Genomic DNA, 21,588 nt, shown 5'->3' on the forward strand with positions numbered 1-21,588 from the left:
GAGTAATGCCGAACACAATCATGGGCTATTAAAATCTAGCCTCTTGCTCTCTGAAATCCGTGTCGATGGGGGTCCCAGTATCAAACGTTATCGACCCCGTGCAAGAGGGATGTCCAATGCAATCAGGCGACCCACTTCTCATCTTCTGATCAACCTATCTATGCCTACTGTCAAGAAACCAAAGACAACCAAGCAATCAGCGGAGGTTAAGAATGTCTAGAAAAATCAACCCTACTAGTTTTCGTTTGACTGTTAATAAGAAATGGCAAAGTCGTTGGTATAGTGATCAAGACTACCGAGAGAAGCTAACAGGAGATATTCTCCTGAGAAAAGCTCTTGATGACTACTTCACTCCAAGACATGCTATCGCTAAGATTATCTTTGAAAGAACTGCCAAGAATACTACAGTGACAGTTTTTACGGCCAGACCAGGAGTAGTGATTGGCAAGGGTGGCTCAAATCTAGAAGAGGTAAAACAAATTATTGCCAGAATCATTAAGGGTAATGTCAAGATTAATGTAGAGGAAGTTAAGAATCCTGAACTAGATGCTGAATTGATTGCTCAGAATGTTGCCCAACAATTAGAGAAAAGAATTCCCTTTAGGCGAGCTATGAAGGGTGCTGTTGAGAGTGCTACGAGATTGGGTGCCAAAGGAGCAAAGGTGATGGTAGCAGGTAGGTTAAATGGTGCAGACATGGCAAGAACAGAACAGTATTCTCTAGGTAGTATTCCTTTGCATACCTTACGTGCCAATATTGATTTTGCAAAATCTGAAGCTGATACTACTTACGGAGTAATTGGTATAAAAGTTTGGGTTTATAGGAGATAATGAGATGTTGACACCAAAGAAAACCAAGTATCGAAAAGTATTCAAAGGTAAGAATCGAGGAGTTGCCAAGCGAGGCTCTAAGATTAGTTTTGGCCAGTATGCTTTAAAGAGCATGGACCATGAAAGGATCACATCTAGACAGATTGAAGCTGCTCGTAGGGCAATGACTCGCTATATGAAGCGTGGTGGTAAGGTTTGGATTAGAATTTTTCCAGATATTGCTGTAACCAAGAAGCCAGCAGAAGTACGAATGGGCTCAGGAAAGGGTTCTTTGGCTCATTATGTTGCAAGGGTTCAACCTGGAAGAATTCTATTTGAATTAGATGGAGTAGACCTAGAAACTGCTAAAGAAGCAATGCGCTTGGCAGCTCATAAATTGCCAATAAAAACTAAATTTATAGTAAAGCAATAGGAATAATATGGCAGATTTAAAGAAAATTAGAGAAATGAAAGAATCAGAACTTGATAGAAGGTTGATTCAGCTATCAAAAGAGATTAACTCAGCAAGAATTGATATCAAAATGGGTAAGCTAAACAACGTTGCTTCTTTGAGGAGTATGAGAAAAGAGTTGGCGCAGTTAAAAACGATTATTAGAGAACGGAGACAAGCCAAATGAAAAAGCTAATAGGTAAAGTAGTGGGTGTGATTGATCAGAGGAGCGTAAAACTTGAGATTGCTACAACCAAACGTCATCCAATGTATAAGAAACGATTTACCACTACTAAGAATTTTATTGTAGACTTTAGGGATTTGGATCTTCAGGTAGGTGATTACGTGGTATTTGCAGATTGTTCACCTGTTAGCCGCCTAAAGAGACATCGGGTACTTGAAAAGCTTGCCAAAAAGGAGCAACAATGATTCAACAACAAACCAGACTAACAGTTGCTGATAATACTGGAGCAAAACAACTGATGTGTATTAAGGTGATTGGTGGATCTAGAAAGCGTTATGCCAGGATAGGTGAAGTTTTTATTGCTAGTGTCAAAGAGGCTACACCAAAGGGTGTAGTTAAGAAGAAACAAGTCGTCAGAGCAGTTTTAGTTAGGAGCAAAAAAGAATTTAGTAGAGCAGATGGAAGTACGCTGAGATTTGATGAAAATGCGGCAGTGATTATTGATAAAGCGAATAACCCATTGGGCACTCGCGTTTTTGGACCCGTAGCTAGAGAATTAAGAGAGAAGGGTTATAGTAAGTTAATCTCTCTAAGTCCGGAGGTATTATAATGAAACTCAAGCTGGATGATAAGGTTATGGTAATTAGTGGCAGAGACAAAGGTAAGATCGGTAAGATTACTAGGATTTTACCTAAGACGGGTAAGATTGTGATTGAAGGCATTAATCAGGCAAAGAAACATCAAAAAGCCCAGGGTAAACTAAAGGCAGGATTAGTTGATATCAATATCCCACTTGATCCTAGTAAGGTTATGGCGATTGATCCCAAAACCAGTCGTGTATCAAGAATTGGCTATAAAGTAATGGAAGGTAAGAAAACTCGAGTCTTTGTTGTCAGTCGGTTTACCAATGCCAAGGCCAAATCTGTTAAAAAGGCTGAAATTAAGCCTAATAAGACTAAGGAGATACAATGAGCAAAATAGCTTTGCAGGACAGTTATTCAAAAGCTAGAGAGCAACTTCGTCAAGATTTGGGTTATAATTCAATCATGGCTGTGCCTAGAATAAGGAAGATTGTTGTGAGTAGTGGGGTCGGTAAGGCTAATGTTGATAAACGCTACCTTCAGGATGTGGAGTCGATTATCGCTATTATCACTGCCCAAAAACCTGTTGTCACTATTGCCAAAAAAAGTATTTCAAATTTTAAACTTCGCAAGGGTATGAAAGTCGGAAGTAAGGTGACATTAAGGGGAGATAAGATGTTCTGGTTTTTAGAAAGACTAATCGACATTGTTCTTCCTAGAATTAGAGATTTCCATGGTCTAAATTATAAGTCTTTTGATGCACAAGGAAATTATAATCTTGGATTTAGAGAGCATACTATTTTTCCTGAGATTGATATTGATAAATACACTCAGCAATATGGTCTGCAGGTAACAATTGTCTTTGATAGTATCAATAGTCCCGATAGTGAAGCTTTGCTCAGAGGGATTGGGATGCCCCTAAGGAAGAGAGGTAAAAATGGCTAAGAAATCAATGATTGCTCGTGATAAGAAGCGAGCTAGGGTTGTTAAGAAGTATGCTAAATTGCGAGCTGAACTTAAGGCAAGCCATGATTATAATGGTTTGGCGAGTTTACCTCGTAATGCTAATCCGATTAGAGTTAGAAATCGTTGTAGCGTGACAGGTCGACCACGTGGATATATTAGAAAATTTGGCCTGAGTAGAATTACCTTTAGGGAATACGCTTCAAAGGGTCAGGTTCCTGGAATAACCAAATCAAGTTGGTAAAGGAGAGATATGAGTAGTGATACAATAGCAGATTTTTTAACAAGGATTAGGAATGCCTCTAGGGCTAAACATACTAGCTTGGTTGTTCCATATTCTAAGGTTAAGTATCGAATAGCAAAGATTTTAGTCAACAATGGATACTTGGTTTCTGCTACGCAGATTCAGTCTAAGCCATATGATCTGATTGAGTTAGAGTTACCTCAGATTTCAGATAGAGTTTTGAGTTTGAAACGAGTTAGTAAGCCTGGTAGAAGGATTTATGTCAATGCTGGCGAGATCCCTGTGGTTTTAGGCGGGCAAGGAATTGCAATTGTTTCAACATCAAGAGGGATGATGACTGGCTATGAAGCTTATAGTAAAGGTATTGGTGGTGAATTAATTTGTGAGGTTTGGTAATGAGTAGAATAGGCAATCGTCCAGTTACAATAGCAGAAGGCATAGAGGTCAAGATTGAAAACGATCAGATAGTCGTATCAACAGGCTCTAAACAACTTAGTCAAATAATATTTCCTGGTCTAGAAGTTAGAGTGGAAGATGGAAAGATCTTAGTCGCTGATAAAGTTGGTACATTGGATTCTCGTGCCAAGCATGGATTGCTTAGAACTTTAATTGACAATATGATCATTGGCCTAAGTAAGGGATTCAAGAAAGAACTTAAGGTGGTTGGAGTTGGCTATAAGGCTAGTATTAGTGGTACCAAGTTGACCCTTAATCTTGGCTATTCTCATCCGATAGAATACCAGGCTCCTGAAGGGATTATTATAGATGTCAATGCAGATACCATTACTGTTTCAGGGGACCAGAAGCAATTAGTTGGACAAGTGGCTAGTGAAATTAGAAGGTTTAGATCACCGGAGCCATATAAGGGTAAGGGTATACGTTATAGTGATGAGAAGATAGTTCTTAAGCCAGGTAAGACAGGAAAGGCATAAAATGAATGAATTAGTAAATAAGCGCAAGACTAGCCAGGCCAGGTCAACTAGGGTTCGTCATAAGCTAAGAAGTGTTTCAAATCGACCAAGACTTAGTATTAATATTAGTAACCGTAGGTTTAGTGCGCAGTTAATTGATGATAATTCTTCAAAAACAATTTGTGGCTATACAGCCAAGATCAGTTCAAGCTTGGGTGAACAGGCTATAGAAGTAGGTCGAGAACTCGGTAAGTTGGCTGTTTCGAATAAGGTTCAAGCAGTAGCTCTTGATCGAGGTAGCAGGGCTTATGGTAGAAGAATAGATAATTTTGCAAAAGCAGCTAGAGAAGCTGGGTTGGAGTTTTAAATGAATCGAGATAGAGAGAAATTGCCATTCGAACACTTGTTGGCACTTGATCGTGTGACTAGGGTGGTGAAAGGTGGTAGAAGATTTCGTTTTAGAGCAACTATGATAGTAGGTGACAAAGAAGGTAAAGTTGGTATTGGTATTGCCAAGGCTGGAGATGTTGTGACAGCAATTATTAAAGCAACTGAACGTGCCGAGAGATCAATGCAAGGAGTAGTTGTAGCAGGTAATACGATCTCTCATCAGGTTCTTGGGGTCAAGGATGGATCTAGGGTTTTACTGAAGCCAGCTAGCCCAGGTACCGGACTAATTGCTGGAGGTACAGTTCGAGTGATCCTTGAAGCGGCCGGAGTAAAGGATATCTTAGCTAAATCACTTGGCTCAAATAACAAGATTAATAATGCTTATGCTACTATTAATGCGCTCAATAGTCAGCGAGTGATTACCAAGAAAAATGCAGTTAGGAAGAAACAAATTGATCAGTATCTTAAAGAGCAAGCCGTTCCAGATGCTAATCCAGAGGGTTTTACTAAGCAAGGAGAAGATAAATGATAGAGCTAAATAACCTTAGTAAAATCTCAAGAAACAGAAAGCGTAAAGGTAGGGGAATTTCGGCAAACCAAGGCAAGACTGCTGGAAGGGGTACCAAGGGTCAAAAGTCTAGGACTGGATTTAGTACAAAACCAGGCTTTGAGGGTGGTCAAACCAAGCTAATCATGCGTTTACCCAAGAATAGAGGGTTTAATAAGTTTGACCCTAATCGTGTTCGAGCTATAAATATTAGAGATATTGAGAGACTAGGTCTTACCAAAGTTGGTCCTAGTGAAATGGTCAAGGCTGGAGTTATTCGATCAGAAGATCAGACTATCAAAGTAATAGGTCAGCTTGCTTCCAGTACTAAAATAGATATCGTATTGGATCAAGTCTCCAAGGGTGCAGTCAAGTCAATCAAAGAAGCTGGAGGAAGTGTCAAACTTAGAAATGAAAATAGTTGATATTCGCCAAATCTTTGCCAATAAGGATCTGAGAAATCGGATCGGTTTTATATTTTTGGTAGCGGTTATCTATACTTTCTTAGCTCACGTTCCTATCCCGATTGCCGAGCCAGTAATTCTCAAGGATTTTTTACGTAATACACTGGAAGGAGATAATTTTTTAGGATTAGCAAATTTATTCAACGGTGGAGCAATTAGTAATTTCTCAATCACGATTATTGGCTTATCACCCTATATTACTGCCTCAATAATAATTCAACTTCTGACCCAAGTTTTGCCCCAATTGCAACAATTGAGCGAAGAAGGCCAGAGGGGGCAAGAAAGGATTAATTATTATACTAGATTATTTACCCTACCTGTAGCGGTTGTCCAGGCAGTTGGTACGGTATTTTTGATTCGTCAGACAGCAGTTAGCACTGGAAACTTAGATTTTTTGGCTGGAGCTCAACTTAGTAATTGGGTGTTAATAATCTCCACCATTGTGGCTGGTAGTATGATTTTAATGTGGCTTGGAGAGCTGATTACTGAAAAAGGTATAGGTAATGGTATATCAGTTTTGATCTTTTTTAGTATCGTTGCTGGATTACCACAGTTGATTGCCGGAAACTTTACTGTTAGTGTGACTGGAGATTCGGGTGTATTCACTGGGATAATACTGGTAATTACTGCAATTTTAACTACCGCTTTTGTAGTCCTTATTACGGAAGCTCAGAGAAATATTCCAATATCATATGCTAAGCGGGCTAGTATTAGCCAAGCTACTATTAATAATTATTTACCAATTCGCTTATTGACTTCTGGTGTTATCCCAATCATTTTTGCTTTGGCCTTACTTTCATTGCCGGCTTTTCTAGGTAGACTTTTACAGGAAGCATCAAGTAGTTGGATTGTTGACTTGGCTAATTGGCTACAAGTTCACTATGATAGTAATAATTGGTTTTACAATCTTAACTATTTTATATTGATTATGGGATTTAGTTATTTTTATACCTTCATCATATTCAAGCCTGATCAAATTGCCGAGAACTTACAGAAGCAATCAGGGTTTGTTCCTGGGATTCGTCCGGGGGATGAGACGGTTAGCTACATCAAGACAAGGCTCAAGCGACTGACAATTATTGGGGCTTTGGCCTTGGCAGCAATTTCATTATTACCTTATTTTCTATCAATGACTTTAAATATTAGTCAAAATCTGACACTTAGTGGAACTAGTCTGGTCATTATAGTTGCGGTAGTTGTTGAAACCTATAAGCAGATTGAAGCAAAATTGATTACAGCAAATTATGATAAATTCTAGTCTTTACAAAATGTTAATAACCTGTATAATAGATCGGGTATATGTCTAAAGCTAAGACGGATTTAATCGAGCTAGATGCTAAGGTTGTTGAGGTCTTGCCGAATGGGCTGTATATAGTAGAAGTTGATCAGGGTCATAGGATTAAAGCTCATGTTTCTGGAAAGATGAGAATTAACTGGATCAGGATTCAGCAAGGAGATCGAGTTAAGATAGAGCTTAGCACTTATGATCTAGAAAAAGGTAGAATAACTTATAGGTATAGGTAAGAATATGAAGGTTAGAGCTAGTGTTAAACCAATGTGTCAAAACTGCAAAGTAATTCGCAGGAAAGGTGTGGTTAGAGTAATTTGTCAGAAGAATAGTAAGCATAAGCAAAGGCAAGGTTAAATAATGGCAAGAATTGCTGGAGTTAATATCCCAAAAGATAAACGAGTAGTGATTTCCTTGACTTATATCTATGGTATAGGTCGATCACAGTCTGAAAAATTGCTTGATCAGTTGAAAATATCTGAGGATGTTCGAGTCAAAGACCTGACAGATGCCCAGGTAGCTGATATTCGCAAATATATTGAAGACAATTTGACTGTAGAAGCAGACTTGAGTCGAAAAGTTACACTAGATATCAAGCGCCTCAAGGAAATTAAATCATATCGCGGAATGAGACATCGATTAAGGTTACCAGCTAGGGGTCAACGCACAAAGACAAATTCTAGGACTAAGCGTGGTAAGCGGATTACTGTAGGGAGTGGTCGAAATAAAGCACCCGCAAAGACATAGGTTGATTTGGATTAAGCAATGATAATTAATGAGGTAAGAGGAAAGAATTAGCAAATGGTAAAAACAGTCAAGAAGTCAAAGAAGAAAGTTAAGAAGAAGTTGGCGAAAGCTCAACTTCATATATTTGCTACCTTTAATAATACAATTATTAGTGCTACTGACCTAGATGGTAATACTTTGAGTTGGGCTAGTGCTGGGTCTGTTGGGTTTAAGGGTTCTAGGAAATCTACTCCTTATGCTGCCCAGGTAGCAAGTGAGAGGGTGATTGATGGTTGTAAGGATTATGGGATTGTAGAAATGGAAGTAATCATTAAGGGAGTAGGGTCTGGTAGAGATGCTGCAGTTAGGGCTCTGACTAATTCTAAAATCTCTGTCGAAAGTATCAAGGATATTACGGGTGTTCCCCATAATGGCTGTAGGCCTCGAAAGGCTAGGAGAGTTTAGTATGGCAAGGTTTAGAGGCTCTATTACTAAGCAATCACGTCGAGAACGCTTTAGTTTGCACCCAAAAGCAGATAAAGCATTAGTTAAAAGAAATTATGCCCCTGGTATGCATGGTAGAAGGTTTGGATCCAAGCCTAGCAACTTTTCTATTCAATTGCGTGAGAAACAAAAAGTCAAAAGACTTTATGGTGTATTAGAAAAGCAATTTAGACGTTATGTTAAAAAGGCGATCAATTCAGATGGTATTTCAGGTGATAATTTGCTAATTTTGCTTGAGATTAGGCTTGATAATCTTTGCTATCGAGCTGGACTAGCATCTTCCCGTCAGGGAGCTAGGCAGTTAGTCAATCACGGTCATATAGTCGTTAATGGTAAAAAGGTTAATATTCCTTCTTATCAAGTCAAAGTTGGTGACAAGGTGACAATAAAATCAGAGTCAGTAGATAAGCAGTACTTCAAGTTACTCAGGGAGGGCAAGAAAGAGAAGCAAGATAATAGCCATAGTTGGCTTAAGATTAAGCCCAAAGACTTAGCAATTGAAGTTATTTCTTGGCCAATGCGTGATGAATTGGATAAAGATATCAATGAACAATTAATAATAGAATATTATTCAAGATAAGGAGATCATAGATGACTACAAAATCAATATTACCCCAATTAACAATTACTGAGTCTGATGATCCTAGTCAAGCAGAGTTTTTGATTGAGCCCTTAGCGCCTGGGTTCGGTACGACTATTGGAAATTCTTTAAGAAGAGTATTGCTTTCAAGCTTGAGTGGAGCTGCCGTTACAAGCGTTAAGATCAAGGGTGCTGATCATGAGTTTTCAACTCTTAGTGGGGTTAAGGAAGATGTTATTTCAATCTTGCTCAATATCAAATTATTACGAATTGATTATCAGGGTGATGCTCCCTTGAAATTTATCCTGAAAAAGACTGGTCAAGGTCAAGTAAAGGCTGGAGATATCAAAACAAGCAATGATGCCAAGATCATTAACCCCGAATTGGTGATTGCTACCCTAGATGGGGCTAAGACTCAATTTGAGATGGAGATGGTTGTCGAGACAGGGATTGGATATTATTCTACAGAAGATCATCCAGAGGATGAGCAATTACCAGTCGGCTCAATCTTGGTTGATGCTTTGTTTACACCGATTCGCAAAGTTAACTTCAAAGTTGAAAATACTAGAGTAGGTCAAAGAACTAACTTTGATAAATTGATTATTAGTATTCAAACCAATCAAACAATCTCAGCAGAGCAGGCTTTTAATCAGGCAAATCAGATCTTGATTGGTCAGTATCAAACTATTCTTAGCCCAAAAGCAACAGTTGTCACAGAAGTTGAGAGTATGGAGGTTGGGGTTGAAAATGAAGACGATATCTTGATCACTGAGATTGGGTTTAGCCCCAGAACTGCCAATGCACTAGGCAAAAATCAGATTTTGACCGTAAGCCAACTCAGAAACTTAGATGATAAACAACTTAGTTCTATGAAAGGATTCGGAGCTAAGGCACTAGAAGAAGTTAAATTGAAGATAAGCGAGTTTTAGTCATGCCGAAACATCATAAGGTCTATAAATTATCTAGGGATAGTCAAGCTAGGAAAGCTTTACTAGGTTCACTTTTACAGGCTTTGATTATAGAGGAATCTATCACTACGACTACCCAGAAAGCCAAGTTTATCAAGCCAGAATTTGATAAGTTGGTGACTCTTGCTAAAAAGTCTAGCTTAAGTTCTAGGCGTAGGGTCTACTCAAGACTTGGTAACCAGGTAATAGTTGATAAGTTTTATCAATATCTTTTGCCAAAACTGCAATCGCGAACCAGTGGCTATACTAGCCTGATCCATTTGACTAACAGAAAAGGAGACAATGCTCAAATGGCTAAGATTATGATTATTTTTGATCAAGCACAGAAGTCAGTAGGTGATCAATCTGATCAAAGTCCTGATAGCACTTCAGATAAATCTACAAAGAAGGCAGATAATAAGTCTCAAGTAAAAAAAGAAGGGAATAAGTCATGAGAACTACCACTAGTCACCTCAAGCCAAAGGATAGACCCGAGCCTAGCTGGTATTTAATCGATGCTGGTCAAGCACCATTAGGTCGCCTAGCAAGCAAGGTCGCAATGATTTTAATGGGCAAAGACCAGCCAAATTATTCTGCTTGGCACAATACTGGGGATAAAGTAATTGTCATCAACGCCCAAGATTTGGTAGTGACCGGCAATAAATTAACTGATAAGATTTATTACCGTCATAGTGGATTTCCAGGTGGTATCAAGCAAGCTAGATTGGAGGAATTTGTTGGGAAGTCTCCAGAACAAGTTATTATAATGGCTGTCAGGGGTATGCTTCCAAAAAATAAGCTTGCCAAGACACAGCTAGAGAACCTTTACGTTTATGCTGATGCTAGCCACCCACATAGTGGACAACAACCCTTGGCTATTAATATTGGAGAGAAGAAATGACAAAAGATAATTATTACTATTCATTAGGGAGACGCAAGACTGCATCTGCTACTGCTAGAGTATATAATGGTACTGGCAAGATTACTATCAACGGTCAGGAATTAGGTCAATTCTTTAATAATTTTCAGCTTGAATATATTGTCTACCAACCATTAAAGCTAATCTCCAAGGGGGATAGTCTGGATGTTACTGTCAAGGTTCAAGGAGGTGGCAGTCGTGGTCAAGCTGAGGCAATCCGTTTAGCAATTTCTAAGTCTCTGGTCATTATGAGTGAAGATTTTAAGGGTGCTTTGAAGAAAGCTGGATTTCTCAGTCGAGATCCTAGGACTAAGGAGCGTAAGAAACCAGGCCTTAGAAAAGCCAGAAGAGCACCTCAATTCTCCAAGCGTTAGGGTAGCTTGAATAATAATTTGGATCAGATTGAAGGAGTTTAATATTCCATTGTTCTATAATTGTGATTTTGTAAAAATTATACAGGTACCGTATTGCTATGAGAGACAGTCTTTCGGGTTTAGCATGTTATAATACAAAAATGAACGATGAAGCAAGCAGATTTCAGACCTTAATTAATAGTTTGGGTGATGCAGTATTTAGTGTTGATAAGCATGGTAAAATTGAGTTTTATAATGCTGCGGCACTCGATATCATTGATACCCACCACGATCCAATCGGACAAAGTTTACAGGAATTGGTCTATCTATCGGATCAGAAAGCAGGTGATAATTTATTGAAATCAATGCTTGGTCAGCATCAGTTTATGTATCGTGATGATTTGATTATTATTCGAGGCAACACAGAGTTGGCAGTCAGCCTTCAGGTTAATCCTGTTTCAAGAACTGATAAAAAAGCTGGTTCTGTAGTAATGATTCGTGACATTAGTCTTCAGAAGTCTCTAGAGAGACAAAAGGATGAATTTATTTCAATTATTTCTCATGAATTGCGTACCCCATTGGCAATAGTGGAAGCAAATCTTTCTACGGCTATTATGCCAGGATTTGCTCAGATTGAACCAAAGGCAGTAGAGCTACTTGAAAGCGCCCAGGTAAATCTTAAGTTTTTAAGTAACCTTCTTAATGATTTGACAGATTTGGCCCATGCTGAGAAGAGCGTTGTTGATATTGAAGTCTCCCAGCTTAATGTTCAGGAACTTTTTGATACTCTTTATTTAGATTTTGCTAGTAAATTCGAAAATGTTGGGCTTGAATTAAGATTGAAGATTTCAAGTGATCTGGATAATAAAATCATTTTAACTAGTCGCCAAAGAGTGCAAGAGGTGCTGGTAAACTTTTTGACCAATGCCATTAAGTATGGAGTCCAGGGTAAAAAGAAACTAGTTGTACTTTCTGCTGAATACGGTTCGGATTTAGATCCATCAGGATTAAGCTTTTTTGTTGAAGATTTTGGTCTGGGGATTTCGGTGCAAGATCAAGAGCAGTTGTTTACTAGATTTTTCAGAACAAATAATCATGCAGTTAGCTCGATTGTTGGAACTGGGATGGGATTATATATATCTAAGACGCAAGCAACTAGGTTGGGTGGGACAATTTCTTTGGTTAGCCATTTAGATCAAGGGTCAAAATTCGGACTTCATCTGCCAGCAAAGCTTAAACAGAGACCAGTATTAGCTGGACTAGATTGATCCTCTTTAATTGTATTCAGCACTAGCCGTAGCTCCAAAGTGCTCTGAAGGTAGCACCCTGAGCCGACTGATGCCAACAATATTTTGATAAGGTAAAAGTCCCCAAGACCTAGAGTCATAGCTCCCATTTGGTGAACGATTATCCCCAATCACAAAGAAATTATCATCAGTAATCTGAACATCTTGATCTCCGAGTGTAACTTGATCTTGATCTATGTAGTATTCATCTAGCGTAAACCCATCTGGATTTTGCTGATTATAGATAGTTATTTTACCTTGGCTAATCACTAATCTTTCACCAGGCAGACCAATGACACGCTTGATAAAGTAACGTCCTGGGTTAGATGGGAATTTTAGAACTACTATATCACCTCGCTTGATTCCGTAACCCTCCATTCCTAGGTGATTTGCCAATTTGGCAAGGTTAATTTCAGCCTTAGTAATGATTAAATAGTCACCTTCAGAAATATTCGGTTCCATGCTATGACCACTGACGCTAAAAGGTTGAAATACGAAAAGATGCACCAGGACCAATAAGCCAATAGGCATGACAAAATTCTTGAAAAAACCTTTTGTCAAGGATTTGATCGAAGACTTCTTAGCTTGGGTCGGTTTACTTAGATCAATTTTGGCTACTACTGGTCTGTTGGCATGAGTACTACTCGGCTTTTTTTCTAAATCCATATAGATATTCTATCACAATTTTGATACAATCTCGTTTATGGTTAATAAACCCCAAAAGTCTTCTAGATCAAATCCTAATCTGTTGAAACCCATTAATCCAAAATCAAAAGTCACCGATGTCAAGAAAATTCGTCCAAGGAGCAGAAATCAGAGTCAAAAAAGAGATGCTTTAGATAATCAATCAGTCAGGACGACAGTCGACAGAAAACCTCGTCAGGCATTAAATCCTAGTCAGGAGATCTTATATGACAATACCAAGCATAGTTCATGGTATGGTAGACTACCAAGGTTGAAATTTGGTTTAAGGATGGTCTCATTAATTATAGCTATACCGATTATATTGTTCGGATTCAAGTTAGCCTATAGCTTGAATGCTGCTGTTGAAAAAAGTACTGGCTCCAATATATTTTCGATTGTTGATTTTGGCACTAAGCTCAAAGGGGAAGATAGTGGTAGGGTTAATATTTTATTGGTGGGTATTGGTAATAATGATCATGAGGCCGGTGACTTAGCGGACACAGTGATCATAGCTAGTCTGGATACGAGAAATAATCAAGTTGCAATGATCTCCTTGCCTAGAGATCTGTTGGTCGATATCCCGGGTTATGGTACTAATAGGATCAATGCAGCCCATTCGCTTGGGGAGGATCAAGATGGTAGGGGTATGCCTCTACTGATAGAAACCATAGAGAGTAATTTCAAGATGGAAATAGATTATTATATCAGGAGTAATTTCGATGGATTAATTCAGGCTGTGGATGTAGTTGGGGGTATTACGGTAGACAATCCTGAATCAATCAATGACTATAGCTATCCTTGTGATTATAATCCATCGCTTGAGTGTGGGTATTTTTTGACAGAGGGACAACATCAATTAGATGGGACAGAAGCTCTCAAGTATTCGCGTTCACGCAAAGGTAGTGCGGCTGGAGATTATTCACGAGCTGGGCGTCAGCAAGAAGTGTTGATAGCAATCAAGGATAAGGCATTAAGTATTGATACTCTATTAAACGTTAATAAGATGACAGAACTGATTGATCTAGCTGGGGACAATGTTAAGACAGATTTTGATTTGTCGGAGATTAAACGGGTTGTTGACTTAGTAAAAGGTGTTAATGATAGCAAGATTATCAATGAAGTGATTAGTACTGAAAATTTTCTAGAGCAGGTTTCTGGTAGCTCACTTGGATCAGTGGTTAGGCCAATTGATAATGATTACCAAGCAATTGCAGATCATATAGCAAGTATCTTTGTACTTGATCAAATCAAGAGTGAAAATGCTAAAGTATCGATTTATAATGCAAGCGGTGTAGCTGGTAGAGCAAATAACTTGGCAATTCAATTGGAATATCTGGGGCTTAGGGTGATTGAAATTGATAATGCGCCATCTATTCAGCCTAATACTAGCGTGGAATATTACACGGATGGCCTAGTAGATACAGTGGGTTATCTTGACCAAAAGTTAGGTGTCGATGCAGAGTTGAGTATTCCAGATAATGATCAGCTTTATAATATTAAGATTGTCATAGGTCAGGATTATTATGATTATCAAGACTGATGACAATATAGCTAGACTGGTCGGGCTAGTTAAGGTATTGATTGTTGCTACTTCGCTAGTCTTAATTGGACACAGTTTTTGGCCAACTTTAATAGTATTTGTATTAATTGATTTATTTGGTAACTTCCTGGTACTTCGTTGGACTAGTAGTGTCCGGAAGTTGACCAAATATCTTTACTACCTAGTTCCATTAATGCTTTTTAGTTTGTTATTTTATTTTAATATTGGTTGGTTCCTATTGCCAAGTTTCCCAAAGCTCCTACCTGTTATTGCAGGTTATTTTGTGACCCAGAGTGTCGTATTGCCAAAATATATCCGAGATGAGTCAAGTGCGAATTGGTTTAATGCAATGATATTAATGGCTATCAATTTTTTGATTCTAGTATCAACTAAGCCCCAGTTTGGTCTATCGCAAGAACTAGCTGTTATATTAGCTCTACTAGTTCTGTTTATAACAAATTTGTTTGGTCAACTTTACTTGAGGGGTAGTCTTAGCTGGTCTAGTATGGTCAACTTGGTGATTTGGGTTGAGCTAGTGGCAATTGGTCAAGTCTGGAGGGTATTTTATCAATTACCTCTGGGTATTGCAGTTAGTCAGATAGCAATTTTGGCTGGACTCTTGATGATTATTAAAAGAAATCTCTACTCCAGAGGTATTACCGATTGGCAAACTATTCTTCCTGCTCTGACTTTCATCTTAATTATTGCGGTTACAAGGATCAGTAATAGTGTATAATTAACACTATGATTGATTTTAAAATTATCAGAGAAAATCCAGATTTGGTCAAGGATTCTATTAGGCGAAGAGGTCTTAAAGTAGACATCGATCGTTTATTGGATCTTGATCAGGAATGGCGCAATTTAAAGTCCGAGTTGGATCAATTACGGAGCTTTAAGCTTCAGGGCAGGCCAACACAGCAAGAGTTGGTAGATATGCAGGTCCTGAAAACAAAAAGGAAGCAAATAGAACAAAGACTAGCCTTGATTGAATCAGAGAGAAAGGAGCTATGGAAAGAGGTACCAAACCTAATTGCTGAGAACACTCCCGATGGGGCAGAGGATAAGAATCAAGTGATCAAGCAATCTGCAGTGATGACTCAGCCAAATAAGAGTCAAGCGGAGTTGATAGACCTGGAAGTTTGGATGGAACAGCAGGGTCTAGTAGATTTTGAACGAGGAGCTAAGGTGTCTGGGGCAAAATTTTACTACCAAGATACTAGAATGGTTAAACTCTGGAGGGCGGTTAGTTCACTTGCAATTGAAGTCTTGGAAGATAAGGGGTTTGCATTATTGACGGTTCCTCATATGGTGCGTGAGGTTGTAGCTGAAGGTACTGGATTTTTGCCCAAGGGTCAAGAAGAGCAGAATTATCGAATTATTGATCAGGGGTTAGTGATGATTGCTACTGCTGAGATTCCTTTGACTGGATATCATATGGATGAGACCTTGAATTTGGATCAACCTAGACTATATGCAGGTCTTAGCCCATGTTATCGACTAGAAGCTGGAGCCTATGGAAAGTATAGTAAGGGCTTATATCGGGTTCATCAGTTTGAAAAACTTGAGATGTACGGATACTGTAAGCCTGATCAAGCAGAGTCTGTCCATCAAAAGATTCTAGCGATTGAGGAAGAGATTGCAGAGCTTTTGGAGCTACCATATCAAGTTGTTCTGAATGCTACTATGGATTTGGGTGCTCCTGCGTATAAGAAATATGATCTTGAGTACTATGATCCAGATAGTCAGACTTATCGAGAATTAACTAGTTGCTCAAATTGCACAGATTATCAAGCCCGTAAGCTCAATATCCGATTTGATGATCAGGGTAGTTTAGAATTTGCCTATACACTGAATGGTACAGCAGTCACTTCATCAAGAACAATTCTGGCTATCTTGGCAAACCATCGAAATCAATCTGGTCAGGTTATATTACCCAAGGCTTTAGTAAAATATTATGGTAAGGAGGAATTATGATAAATTTACAAGTTGGTTATCGTGGTTTTGAGCCAGATCAAAAGCTAAAAGATTATTTAGTCAAAAAATTCCAAAAGCTTGCAAAATACTTACCCAATGGACATAAATCAGATCTCATAATGGTTGAATTAACTGAGAGTCCAGCTGCCAAGTCAGATAATCATTACCATTGTCATGCCAGGTTGCATTTACCAAATCAAGATATTGAGGCCAATGCTAAGGCTCTTAATCCTCATGGCTCAATTGATCTTTGTGTTGAAAAGATCAAAAACAACATCGTCAAGTACAAAGATAAGCATTCTCCAACGGTAGCTAGACGTAGATTACGCTCAGGAGTCAAGCGGTTATTTGGAAGATAGAAGTTATGAGGAATATTTTTGCTAAGCTATTCGGCGATAATCAAGGTGTGATTAAATCTTTGCAGCCAACTCTTGAAAAAATAGATCAGTATTATCATGATTTGTCCAAGTTGAGCGATACTGATCTGAAGGCTCAGACCGATTTACTCAAGCAAAAGCTTGCAGGCACTAGCCTAGATCAGATCTTGCCTGAGGCCTTTGCCACAGTTCAAGTTGCCTCGGAAAGATGGCTGGGGATGAAGCATTATCCAGTACAGTTAATTGGAGGGATTATTTTGCACCGTGGTCAAGTAGCTGAGATGAAGACAGGGGAAGGTAAAACCTTGGTAGCAACTTTGCCAATTTATCTTAATGCCCTGACGGGTAAAGGCGTACATCTAGTGACAGTCAATGATTATCTAGCCAGGAGAGATGCTGGCTGGATGGCGGCAATATATCATAATCTTGGTCTGTCAGTTTCGGTGATTATCTCTCAGCAAAGTTTTATTTATGATCCAGAGTATCAATCTGACCAAGAATTAGTAGATCCAAGGCTAGCTCATTTGAGGCCTGTAACACGGCAGCAAGCTTATCGGGCAGACATTACCTATGGTATTAACAATGAGTTCGGATTTGATTATTTGAGAGATAATATGGTTGCTGAAGAAAGTCAAATCAGCCAGCGAGGACACAATTTTGCAATTATTGATGAGGTCGACTCAATATTGATCGATGAAGCCAGAACTCCCTTGATTATCTCTCAGCCTAGTCAAAAGGCCGACCAGAAGCTTAGTAGTTTTGCGAAGTTTGTCAGGGTATTGAAGCCAGAAATAGACTATAAACATGATGAGAAGCTTAAGACTGCCACCTTGACTAGTGATGGTATGAGTAAGCTTGAGGGCTTTTTGGGTGTAGAGAACTTGTACCAACCAGAACTAGTTGGAGATATTCACTTAGTAGAGCAAGCACTGAGGGCAGAGGTCGCTTATAAGAAAGACAAGGATTATGTAGTAGCTTCGGATGGTGAGATTGTAATTGTTGACGAGTTTACGGGTAGAATGTTGGCCGGTAGACGGTTTAGTGAAGGACTACATCAGGCAATTGAGGCCAAAGAGGGTGTCGAGATTCAGAATGGCTCAGATACCCTAGCGACGATTTCTTTTCAGAATTATTTTAGGATGTATGACAAGCTTTCTGGGATGACGGGTACAGCTTTAACCGAAGCTGAAGAATTCGGTAAGATTTATGATCTTGAGGTTGTTGGAATTCCAACCAACCAAGCAATTAGTAGGATTGATCGGACTGACTTGATTTATAAGTCATCTGAAGAGAAGTATCAAGCAATTATTGAGGAGATTAAGCAGCGTCAGGCCAAGGGTCAACCAGTCTTGATTGGGACTAGCTCAATTGAACGAAATGAATTTCTGGCTAGTATGATGGAAGATGCTGGGATTAAGTTTGCCAAGCTCAATGCCAAGAATAATCAGAGTGAAGCATTGATAGTAGCTGAGGCGGGTCAGATTGGGGCTGTAACTTTAGCAACTAATATTGCAGGTAGGGGAACAGACATTGTTTTAAGTGAACAGGCTAAACAATTGGGCGGTTTGTTTGTCTTGGGTACTGAGAGGCATGAGTCCAGAAGAATCGATAATCAGCTCAGAGGACGATCTGGTCGTCAGGGTGATCCTGGTGAATCAAGATTTTTTGTCTCGCTTGAGGATGATTTGATGAGGATATTTGGTGGGGACAAGTTGAAGTCGCTAATGAATACCTTGGGGGCAGAACATGGTCAGGCGATTGAAAATCGGATGATCTCGAAATCTATTGAAAATGCCCAAAAGAAAGTCGAGGGTCACAATTTTGATACTCGTAAGCATTTAGTAGAGTATGATGATATCCTCAATAAACAGCGCGAAATTGTTTATCGTTGGCGCAGGTTTTATCTGGGGATTACTACTGATCGACCAAAACAGGTCAAGGATATCAAGGGACTGCTCGAGTGGTATAGCCAAGAGATTGCTGGTAGTAGTATAGACTATCAGACTCAAAAGTTTGATGCGACTAAGTTTGGTCAGCTACTAAGAGACTTTCTTGGCAAAGATTATCCTGAGTCCAAAGAGATATTCAAACAATCTCTTGCTGGCAAGCTGGCTGAGCAGTTGAGCCAAGAGCATTATCAGGCTCTAGTCGATAAATATACTCAGGAAGTGGTTGATCAGATGGTTGCTCAGCTTTCGATTAGTATCTTGGATCAAGCTTGGATTGATCATCTACGGGCAATCGATCATCTGCGGGATGGGATTGGTCTGAGGGGGTATGGCCAGAGGGATCCCTTGGTAGAGTACAAACAGGAAAGCTTTAGACTGTTTGAACAGTTCTTGATCGGAGTTGAGAGGACTATTGCTAGGACTATTTTTCATGTCCAGATTCGGGGGCATCAAGAATCGGAAATCGAGTCAGCTGAGTCAGGCTCAGATACTGATACTAACAAGCAAACTATTCCCGGCCAGCTCAAAGGCCAAGACCTTTCTAGCCTTTCACGGGCTGAACGCCGCCGACTCAAACGCTCCAGATAATAGATTTATACTTTTGTTCTTTGAGGTTTTGTAGAGCCACTCTTATCATTCTCCAAAATCAGAGGTTTCTTTTGTGTCATCCTCCGAACCCTCCCCTGTCCTGTCATCCTCCGGGGGATCCATCTCTACTGAGATTTAGATAGTGATTTGATGCAAATGCTGGATCTCCGGTCTTGCCCTTCGGGCAACCCGAAGATGATGTAGGGGTATCATTCTCCGATTGTCTGGAAGACAATACAGGGAATCAAGTATCCCTGTATTACTCTAATACCAAACTCAAATACTGGATATCTCGTAAATTCCTGCGGGATTTTGGAATATGACCTGGGAAGGCATTGTCATTTTTCGAAGTTCGACGAGCTTATGGGGGCCATAGATAAAATTACAAACTTACTTGTAAGTCTTGGGTTATTAGTAGACTATATGCTACAATACCCCTTATGAGTAAATCAAAAGACAAGAGTAGTGACCAAAAGCCAAAGTCATTGAAGTATTATTTTCATAAATACTGGAAGCTAGCTTTAATAGTCGTTAGTGCTGGGGTATCTCTGTATATTGTCAATGTTGGCTTGCCAGATTACAAGAAGTCAGAGTGGTATAATAAATTATTTAGTAAGGAGGTTAGTTGCGTGAATCAAGCAGATAATAGTCGAGAAGTAGAGGGAGTGATTATTGAAGATACCTTGGTCTGTGAAGGGGCTAGGGTACTAGAAGAAGGTGATACTGCTAGAGTGCATTATACGGGTACGTTGGTAGATGGAACTAAGTTTGATAGTTCACTAGATAGGGGTCAACCGTTTGATGTGGTTGATGTTGGTAATGCTCCTGTGATCGATGGCTGGAATATTGGGCTCACTGGAATGAGTGAAGGAGGTAAGAGACGATTGACTATACCTGCTGACAAAGCTTATGGTGATCGGGCTACTGGTTCAATACCTGCCAACTCGACCTTGATATTTGATATCGAACTAGTCAAGATCGTCGACTAGACTTATAACAATCTCAACACAAAACTGATCATTTAATTCGTTACTTAAGGGTATAAATCTAGTTCTTTGTTCTTATTACTCGTCTTAAATTGTCCGGTTTTGTTTTGGGATTTGTTATACTTTTGCCTATTGAATATATCAGATAAAGCCTTGACATATTCATGAATATAGTGTATTATATAATTGTTCAATAGACTAAACTTATAGGAGAAGGCAAAATGAGTAGATTTAATTCTGAGAGAGGGGCAGGGGTTGGAAATAGAAGTAGATTCAATAGAGCTACTAGCATATGTGTTGGAGCACTTTTGGGTCTTGCTAGTGCGGGTACTCTTACAGCTGAGGGGCATGAACCTGCTGAATATGAAGGTAAGACGTCTACAGTGACAACTTCACCTGACTTGGATTCATATGCCCCTTCCAGAGAGAAGGCATATCCATCTGGTGATGATTTCCACTCGGAGCAGATAACAATTGGAGATCCCTATCTAGAGAGGTTTAGGGATTGTTTGGATAATTTAGCAAGATTACTCAAGGTTAACTACTCAGATGGGAAATTTGCTTCTCGGGGTCGTTTCTCAGTAAACAATGGTGATCTCCAAACAGATCCATTGGTTGGTCTTGAAGAAGATCTAGTTTTACGTAATCCCGAATTGAGTGCTGGAATAGATGACGGTGTAGAGCGATCGATTGATGATTGCATGATTCGGGCTATTACTAATGGCTACACTCATCTCGAGCTTGATGGTCGAATGGTTACAGTTGCCATCAGATATAATGTTCCAACCGATGATGGTCAGTTTGCAATGGTAATGAAGTTCTATGATGGTCATATTGTGCCTGACCCATCAGTGATGGGTGATGCTAGTAAGGTGACTGATGATGGATCGTTAAAAGAGGTTGTCGTAGGTGATGTGTACTTTATTCAAAATCCAGACGGTAAAGTAAGAGCTGCAGAAGTGTCAGCTATGGCAAAAGGTGGTAGGGTGGAAGTCACTAGTAGCCCCAACTGCAGTGGTAGCAAGCAAGATAAAGTTACTGATGGGCAACCTACAACAACAAGTACTCCAGCGACAACAAGTACTACAGCCACGTATAGGGGGGATACAGTAGAAAATCAAGAATATTTTAATGGCTGCCCACCAATAATACCGACAACTACAACAACAGGATTCCCAACCACCACTTCTACTACAGAGTCCAAAGGTTAAGAACTTTTGTCTATCATTTACCTCATTGTGCCGATATTTTTCTGGACAATGTAGATATGGTAGATAAGGGTTTGCAATTTGTAAAAACTTTGATATTATATCAATGTATCAAAGAGGTAAAATAAAAACAGA

33 protein-coding genes are annotated in these 21,588 nt (G+C 39.3%); 32 read left to right on the plus strand and 1 reads right to left on the minus strand.

Annotation, left to right across the window (positions count from 1 at the left end):
• From KA531_02300 to KA531_02420, 25 genes are all read left to right on the plus strand, one after another.
• On the plus strand, nucleotides 1-220 hold a 220-nt coding region (locus tag KA531_02300; protein ID MBP6005707.1), incomplete at its 5' end, for a 50S ribosomal protein L22.
• Nucleotides 213-830 carry a 30S ribosomal protein S3 gene (gene rpsC / locus KA531_02305; GenBank protein MBP6005708.1) on the plus strand — a complete coding sequence of 206 codons (618 nt, stop codon included), beginning with the start codon at nucleotides 213-215 and terminating at the stop codon, nucleotides 828-830. The genes KA531_02300 and rpsC, both read left to right, overlap by 8 nt.
• A 4-nt stretch (nucleotides 831-834) precedes the next feature.
• A complete protein-coding gene (rplP, locus tag KA531_02310) occupies nucleotides 835-1,242 on the plus strand; it encodes a 50S ribosomal protein L16 (protein MBP6005709.1) in 408 nt (135 codons plus the stop codon).
• Nucleotides 1,243-1,249: 7 nt separating this feature from the next.
• Nucleotides 1,250-1,447: a 50S ribosomal protein L29 gene (gene rpmC / locus KA531_02315; protein ID MBP6005710.1), complete on the plus strand. Its 198-nt coding sequence runs from the start codon at nucleotides 1,250-1,252 to the stop codon at nucleotides 1,445-1,447.
• Complete coding sequence (locus KA531_02320) at nucleotides 1,444-1,689, plus strand: mitochondrial small ribosomal subunit protein uS17m (GenBank protein MBP6005711.1); 246 nt, start codon at nucleotides 1,444-1,446, stop codon at nucleotides 1,687-1,689. Before rpmC ends, KA531_02320 begins: the two co-directional genes overlap by 4 nt.
• Nucleotides 1,686-2,054 carry a 50S ribosomal protein L14 gene (rplN, locus tag KA531_02325; GenBank protein MBP6005712.1) on the plus strand — a complete coding sequence of 123 codons (369 nt, stop codon included), beginning with the start codon at nucleotides 1,686-1,688 and terminating at the stop codon, nucleotides 2,052-2,054. The genes KA531_02320 and rplN overlap by 4 nt, the downstream gene beginning before the upstream one ends.
• On the plus strand, nucleotides 2,054-2,416 hold the full coding sequence (gene rplX, locus KA531_02330) for a 50S ribosomal protein L24 (GenBank protein MBP6005713.1): 363 nt from the start codon (nucleotides 2,054-2,056) through the stop codon (nucleotides 2,414-2,416). The genes rplN and rplX overlap by 1 nt, the downstream gene beginning before the upstream one ends.
• Nucleotides 2,413-2,970, plus strand: a complete 558-nt coding sequence (gene rplE, locus KA531_02335; protein ID MBP6005714.1) for a 50S ribosomal protein L5 — start codon at nucleotides 2,413-2,415, stop codon at nucleotides 2,968-2,970. The genes rplX and rplE overlap by 4 nt, the downstream gene beginning before the upstream one ends.
• Nucleotides 2,963-3,232 (plus strand): 30S ribosomal protein S14, encoded by a 270-nt coding sequence (gene rpsN, locus KA531_02340; GenBank protein ID MBP6005715.1) that lies wholly within the window; start codon nucleotides 2,963-2,965, stop codon nucleotides 3,230-3,232. Before rplE ends, rpsN begins: the two co-directional genes overlap by 8 nt.
• Before the next feature lie 9 nt (nucleotides 3,233-3,241).
• Nucleotides 3,242-3,628, plus strand: coding sequence for a 30S ribosomal protein S8 (gene rpsH, locus KA531_02345; protein MBP6005716.1), 387 nt, complete (start codon nucleotides 3,242-3,244; stop codon nucleotides 3,626-3,628).
• Nucleotides 3,628-4,164 carry a 50S ribosomal protein L6 gene (gene rplF / locus KA531_02350; GenBank protein ID MBP6005717.1) on the plus strand — a complete coding sequence of 179 codons (537 nt, stop codon included), beginning with the start codon at nucleotides 3,628-3,630 and terminating at the stop codon, nucleotides 4,162-4,164. Before rpsH ends, rplF begins: the two co-directional genes overlap by 1 nt.
• Before the next feature lies 1 nt (nucleotide 4,165).
• A complete protein-coding gene (locus KA531_02355) occupies nucleotides 4,166-4,510 on the plus strand; it encodes a 50S ribosomal protein L18 (GenBank protein ID MBP6005718.1) in 345 nt (114 codons plus the stop codon).
• Entirely contained in the window at nucleotides 4,511-5,062 is a 552-nt protein-coding gene (gene rpsE, locus KA531_02360; GenBank protein ID MBP6005719.1) for a 30S ribosomal protein S5, read from the plus strand.
• Nucleotides 5,059-5,505 carry a 50S ribosomal protein L15 gene (gene rplO, locus KA531_02365; GenBank protein MBP6005720.1) on the plus strand — a complete coding sequence of 149 codons (447 nt, stop codon included), beginning with the start codon at nucleotides 5,059-5,061 and terminating at the stop codon, nucleotides 5,503-5,505. Before rpsE ends, rplO begins: the two co-directional genes overlap by 4 nt.
• Nucleotides 5,477-6,802, plus strand: a complete 1,326-nt coding sequence (gene secY, locus KA531_02370; protein MBP6005721.1) for a preprotein translocase subunit SecY — start codon at nucleotides 5,477-5,479, stop codon at nucleotides 6,800-6,802. Before rplO ends, secY begins: the two co-directional genes overlap by 29 nt.
• A gap of 41 nt (nucleotides 6,803-6,843) precedes the next feature.
• A complete protein-coding gene (infA, locus tag KA531_02375; protein ID MBP6005722.1) occupies nucleotides 6,844-7,068 on the plus strand; it encodes a translation initiation factor IF-1 in 225 nt (74 codons plus the stop codon).
• 4 nt (nucleotides 7,069-7,072) lie between these two features.
• The gene (gene rpmJ, locus KA531_02380; GenBank protein MBP6005723.1) at nucleotides 7,073-7,189 is read left to right on the plus strand and encodes a 50S ribosomal protein L36; all 117 of its coding nucleotides are present in this window, start codon (nucleotides 7,073-7,075) and stop codon (nucleotides 7,187-7,189) included.
• A 3-nt stretch (nucleotides 7,190-7,192) separates the two neighbouring features.
• On the plus strand, nucleotides 7,193-7,579 hold the full coding sequence (gene rpsM, locus KA531_02385; GenBank protein ID MBP6005724.1) for a 30S ribosomal protein S13: 387 nt from the start codon (nucleotides 7,193-7,195) through the stop codon (nucleotides 7,577-7,579).
• A 54-nt stretch (nucleotides 7,580-7,633) separates the two neighbouring features.
• Nucleotides 7,634-8,023, plus strand: coding sequence for a 30S ribosomal protein S11 (rpsK, locus tag KA531_02390; GenBank protein ID MBP6005725.1), 390 nt, complete (start codon nucleotides 7,634-7,636; stop codon nucleotides 8,021-8,023).
• Nucleotide 8,024: 1 nt separating this feature from the next.
• A complete protein-coding gene (gene rpsD / locus KA531_02395) occupies nucleotides 8,025-8,642 on the plus strand; it encodes a 30S ribosomal protein S4 (GenBank protein MBP6005726.1) in 618 nt (205 codons plus the stop codon).
• Nucleotides 8,643-8,653: 11 nt separating this feature from the next.
• Entirely contained in the window at nucleotides 8,654-9,571 is a 918-nt protein-coding gene (locus tag KA531_02400; protein MBP6005727.1) for a DNA-directed RNA polymerase subunit alpha, read from the plus strand.
• A gap of 2 nt (nucleotides 9,572-9,573) precedes the next feature.
• Nucleotides 9,574-10,044, plus strand: a complete 471-nt coding sequence (gene rplQ / locus KA531_02405) for a 50S ribosomal protein L17 (GenBank protein MBP6005728.1) — start codon at nucleotides 9,574-9,576, stop codon at nucleotides 10,042-10,044.
• Nucleotides 10,041-10,490 (plus strand): 50S ribosomal protein L13, encoded by a 450-nt coding sequence (gene rplM / locus KA531_02410; GenBank protein MBP6005729.1) that lies wholly within the window; start codon nucleotides 10,041-10,043, stop codon nucleotides 10,488-10,490. Before rplQ ends, rplM begins: the two co-directional genes overlap by 4 nt.
• On the plus strand, nucleotides 10,487-10,882 hold the full coding sequence (gene rpsI, locus KA531_02415; GenBank protein ID MBP6005730.1) for a 30S ribosomal protein S9: 396 nt from the start codon (nucleotides 10,487-10,489) through the stop codon (nucleotides 10,880-10,882). The genes rplM and rpsI overlap by 4 nt, the downstream gene beginning before the upstream one ends.
• A gap of 140 nt (nucleotides 10,883-11,022) precedes the next feature.
• A complete protein-coding gene (locus KA531_02420; protein ID MBP6005731.1) occupies nucleotides 11,023-12,129 on the plus strand; it encodes a PAS domain S-box protein in 1,107 nt (368 codons plus the stop codon).
• Nucleotides 12,130-12,135: 6 nt separating this feature from the next.
• Here KA531_02420 and lepB read toward each other — a convergent pair whose 3' ends face one another.
• Complete coding sequence (lepB, locus tag KA531_02425) at nucleotides 12,136-12,813, minus strand: signal peptidase I (GenBank protein MBP6005732.1); 678 nt, start codon at nucleotides 12,811-12,813, stop codon at nucleotides 12,136-12,138.
• 37 nt (nucleotides 12,814-12,850) lie between these two features.
• Here lepB and KA531_02430 point away from each other — a divergent pair, with 37 nt between their 5' ends.
• The 7 genes from KA531_02430 (at nucleotide 12,851) to KA531_02460 (ending at nucleotide 21,456) form a co-directional block, all read left to right on the plus strand.
• Nucleotides 12,851-14,371 carry an LCP family protein gene (locus tag KA531_02430; GenBank protein ID MBP6005733.1) on the plus strand — a complete coding sequence of 507 codons (1,521 nt, stop codon included), beginning with the start codon at nucleotides 12,851-12,853 and terminating at the stop codon, nucleotides 14,369-14,371.
• On the plus strand, nucleotides 14,355-15,107 hold the full coding sequence (locus tag KA531_02435) for a hypothetical protein (GenBank protein MBP6005734.1): 753 nt from the start codon (nucleotides 14,355-14,357) through the stop codon (nucleotides 15,105-15,107). Before KA531_02430 ends, KA531_02435 begins: the two co-directional genes overlap by 17 nt.
• Nucleotides 15,108-15,115: 8 nt before the next feature.
• Entirely contained in the window at nucleotides 15,116-16,345 is a 1,230-nt protein-coding gene (serS, locus tag KA531_02440; protein MBP6005735.1) for a serine--tRNA ligase, read from the plus strand.
• Nucleotides 16,342-16,704 (plus strand): ribosome-associated translation inhibitor RaiA, encoded by a 363-nt coding sequence (locus KA531_02445; protein ID MBP6005736.1) that lies wholly within the window; start codon nucleotides 16,342-16,344, stop codon nucleotides 16,702-16,704. Before serS ends, KA531_02445 begins: the two co-directional genes overlap by 4 nt.
• A gap of 5 nt (nucleotides 16,705-16,709) precedes the next feature.
• The gene (locus KA531_02450; GenBank protein ID MBP6005737.1) at nucleotides 16,710-19,259 is read left to right on the plus strand and encodes a preprotein translocase subunit SecA; all 2,550 of its coding nucleotides are present in this window, start codon (nucleotides 16,710-16,712) and stop codon (nucleotides 19,257-19,259) included.
• A gap of 440 nt (nucleotides 19,260-19,699) precedes the next feature.
• On the plus strand, nucleotides 19,700-20,248 hold the full coding sequence (locus tag KA531_02455; GenBank protein ID MBP6005738.1) for an FKBP-type peptidyl-prolyl cis-trans isomerase: 549 nt from the start codon (nucleotides 19,700-19,702) through the stop codon (nucleotides 20,246-20,248).
• Nucleotides 20,249-20,466: 218 nt separating this feature from the next.
• Nucleotides 20,467-21,456: a hypothetical protein gene (locus KA531_02460; protein ID MBP6005739.1), complete on the plus strand. Its 990-nt coding sequence runs from the start codon at nucleotides 20,467-20,469 to the stop codon at nucleotides 21,454-21,456.
• Nucleotides 21,457-21,588: the final 132 nt, after the last annotated feature.

Source organism: Candidatus Saccharibacteria bacterium, from assembly GCA_017983775.1.
Taxonomy (GTDB): domain Bacteria; phylum Patescibacteriota; class Saccharimonadia; order JAGOAT01; family JAGOAT01; genus JAGOAT01.

Bases quoted from the DNA above. Each gene is read 5' to 3' on its own strand.
- rpsC (MBP6005708.1), top strand. From the start codon at position 213: ATGTCTAGAAAAATCAACCCTACTAGTTTTCGTTTGACTGTTAATAAG.
- rplP (MBP6005709.1), top strand. From the start codon at position 835: ATGTTGACACCAAAGAAAACCAAGTATCGAAAAGTATTCAAAGGTAAG.
- rpmC (MBP6005710.1), top strand. From the start codon at position 1,250: ATGGCAGATTTAAAGAAAATTAGAGAAATGAAAGAATCAGAACTTGAT.
- KA531_02320 (MBP6005711.1), top strand. From the start codon at position 1,444: ATGAAAAAGCTAATAGGTAAAGTAGTGGGTGTGATTGATCAGAGGAGC.
- rplN (MBP6005712.1), top strand. From the start codon at position 1,686: ATGATTCAACAACAAACCAGACTAACAGTTGCTGATAATACTGGAGCA.
- rplX (MBP6005713.1), top strand. From the start codon at position 2,054: ATGAAACTCAAGCTGGATGATAAGGTTATGGTAATTAGTGGCAGAGAC.
- rplE (MBP6005714.1), top strand. From the start codon at position 2,413: ATGAGCAAAATAGCTTTGCAGGACAGTTATTCAAAAGCTAGAGAGCAA.
- rpsN (MBP6005715.1), top strand. From the start codon at position 2,963: ATGGCTAAGAAATCAATGATTGCTCGTGATAAGAAGCGAGCTAGGGTT.
- rpsH (MBP6005716.1), top strand. From the start codon at position 3,242: ATGAGTAGTGATACAATAGCAGATTTTTTAACAAGGATTAGGAATGCC.
- rplF (MBP6005717.1), top strand. From the start codon at position 3,628: ATGAGTAGAATAGGCAATCGTCCAGTTACAATAGCAGAAGGCATAGAG.
- KA531_02355 (MBP6005718.1), top strand. From the start codon at position 4,166: ATGAATGAATTAGTAAATAAGCGCAAGACTAGCCAGGCCAGGTCAACT.
- rpsE (MBP6005719.1), top strand. From the start codon at position 4,511: ATGAATCGAGATAGAGAGAAATTGCCATTCGAACACTTGTTGGCACTT.
- rplO (MBP6005720.1), top strand. From the start codon at position 5,059: ATGATAGAGCTAAATAACCTTAGTAAAATCTCAAGAAACAGAAAGCGT.
- infA (MBP6005722.1), top strand. From the start codon at position 6,844: ATGTCTAAAGCTAAGACGGATTTAATCGAGCTAGATGCTAAGGTTGTT.
- rpmJ (MBP6005723.1), top strand. From the start codon at position 7,073: ATGAAGGTTAGAGCTAGTGTTAAACCAATGTGTCAAAACTGCAAAGTA.
- rpsM (MBP6005724.1), top strand. From the start codon at position 7,193: ATGGCAAGAATTGCTGGAGTTAATATCCCAAAAGATAAACGAGTAGTG.
- rpsK (MBP6005725.1), top strand. From the start codon at position 7,634: ATGGTAAAAACAGTCAAGAAGTCAAAGAAGAAAGTTAAGAAGAAGTTG.
- rpsD (MBP6005726.1), top strand. From the start codon at position 8,025: ATGGCAAGGTTTAGAGGCTCTATTACTAAGCAATCACGTCGAGAACGC.
- KA531_02400 (MBP6005727.1), top strand. From the start codon at position 8,654: ATGACTACAAAATCAATATTACCCCAATTAACAATTACTGAGTCTGAT.
- rplQ (MBP6005728.1), top strand. From the start codon at position 9,574: ATGCCGAAACATCATAAGGTCTATAAATTATCTAGGGATAGTCAAGCT.
- rplM (MBP6005729.1), top strand. From the start codon at position 10,041: ATGAGAACTACCACTAGTCACCTCAAGCCAAAGGATAGACCCGAGCCT.
- rpsI (MBP6005730.1), top strand. From the start codon at position 10,487: ATGACAAAAGATAATTATTACTATTCATTAGGGAGACGCAAGACTGCA.
- KA531_02420 (MBP6005731.1), top strand. From the start codon at position 11,023: ATGAACGATGAAGCAAGCAGATTTCAGACCTTAATTAATAGTTTGGGT.
- lepB (MBP6005732.1), bottom strand. From the start codon at position 12,813: ATGGATTTAGAAAAAAAGCCGAGTAGTACTCATGCCAACAGACCAGTA.
- KA531_02430 (MBP6005733.1), top strand. From the start codon at position 12,851: ATGGTTAATAAACCCCAAAAGTCTTCTAGATCAAATCCTAATCTGTTG.
- KA531_02435 (MBP6005734.1), top strand. From the start codon at position 14,355: ATGATTATCAAGACTGATGACAATATAGCTAGACTGGTCGGGCTAGTT.
- serS (MBP6005735.1), top strand. From the start codon at position 15,116: ATGATTGATTTTAAAATTATCAGAGAAAATCCAGATTTGGTCAAGGAT.
- KA531_02445 (MBP6005736.1), top strand. From the start codon at position 16,342: ATGATAAATTTACAAGTTGGTTATCGTGGTTTTGAGCCAGATCAAAAG.
- KA531_02450 (MBP6005737.1), top strand. From the start codon at position 16,710: ATGAGGAATATTTTTGCTAAGCTATTCGGCGATAATCAAGGTGTGATT.
- KA531_02455 (MBP6005738.1), top strand. From the start codon at position 19,700: ATGAGTAAATCAAAAGACAAGAGTAGTGACCAAAAGCCAAAGTCATTG.
- KA531_02460 (MBP6005739.1), top strand. From the start codon at position 20,467: ATGAGTAGATTTAATTCTGAGAGAGGGGCAGGGGTTGGAAATAGAAGT.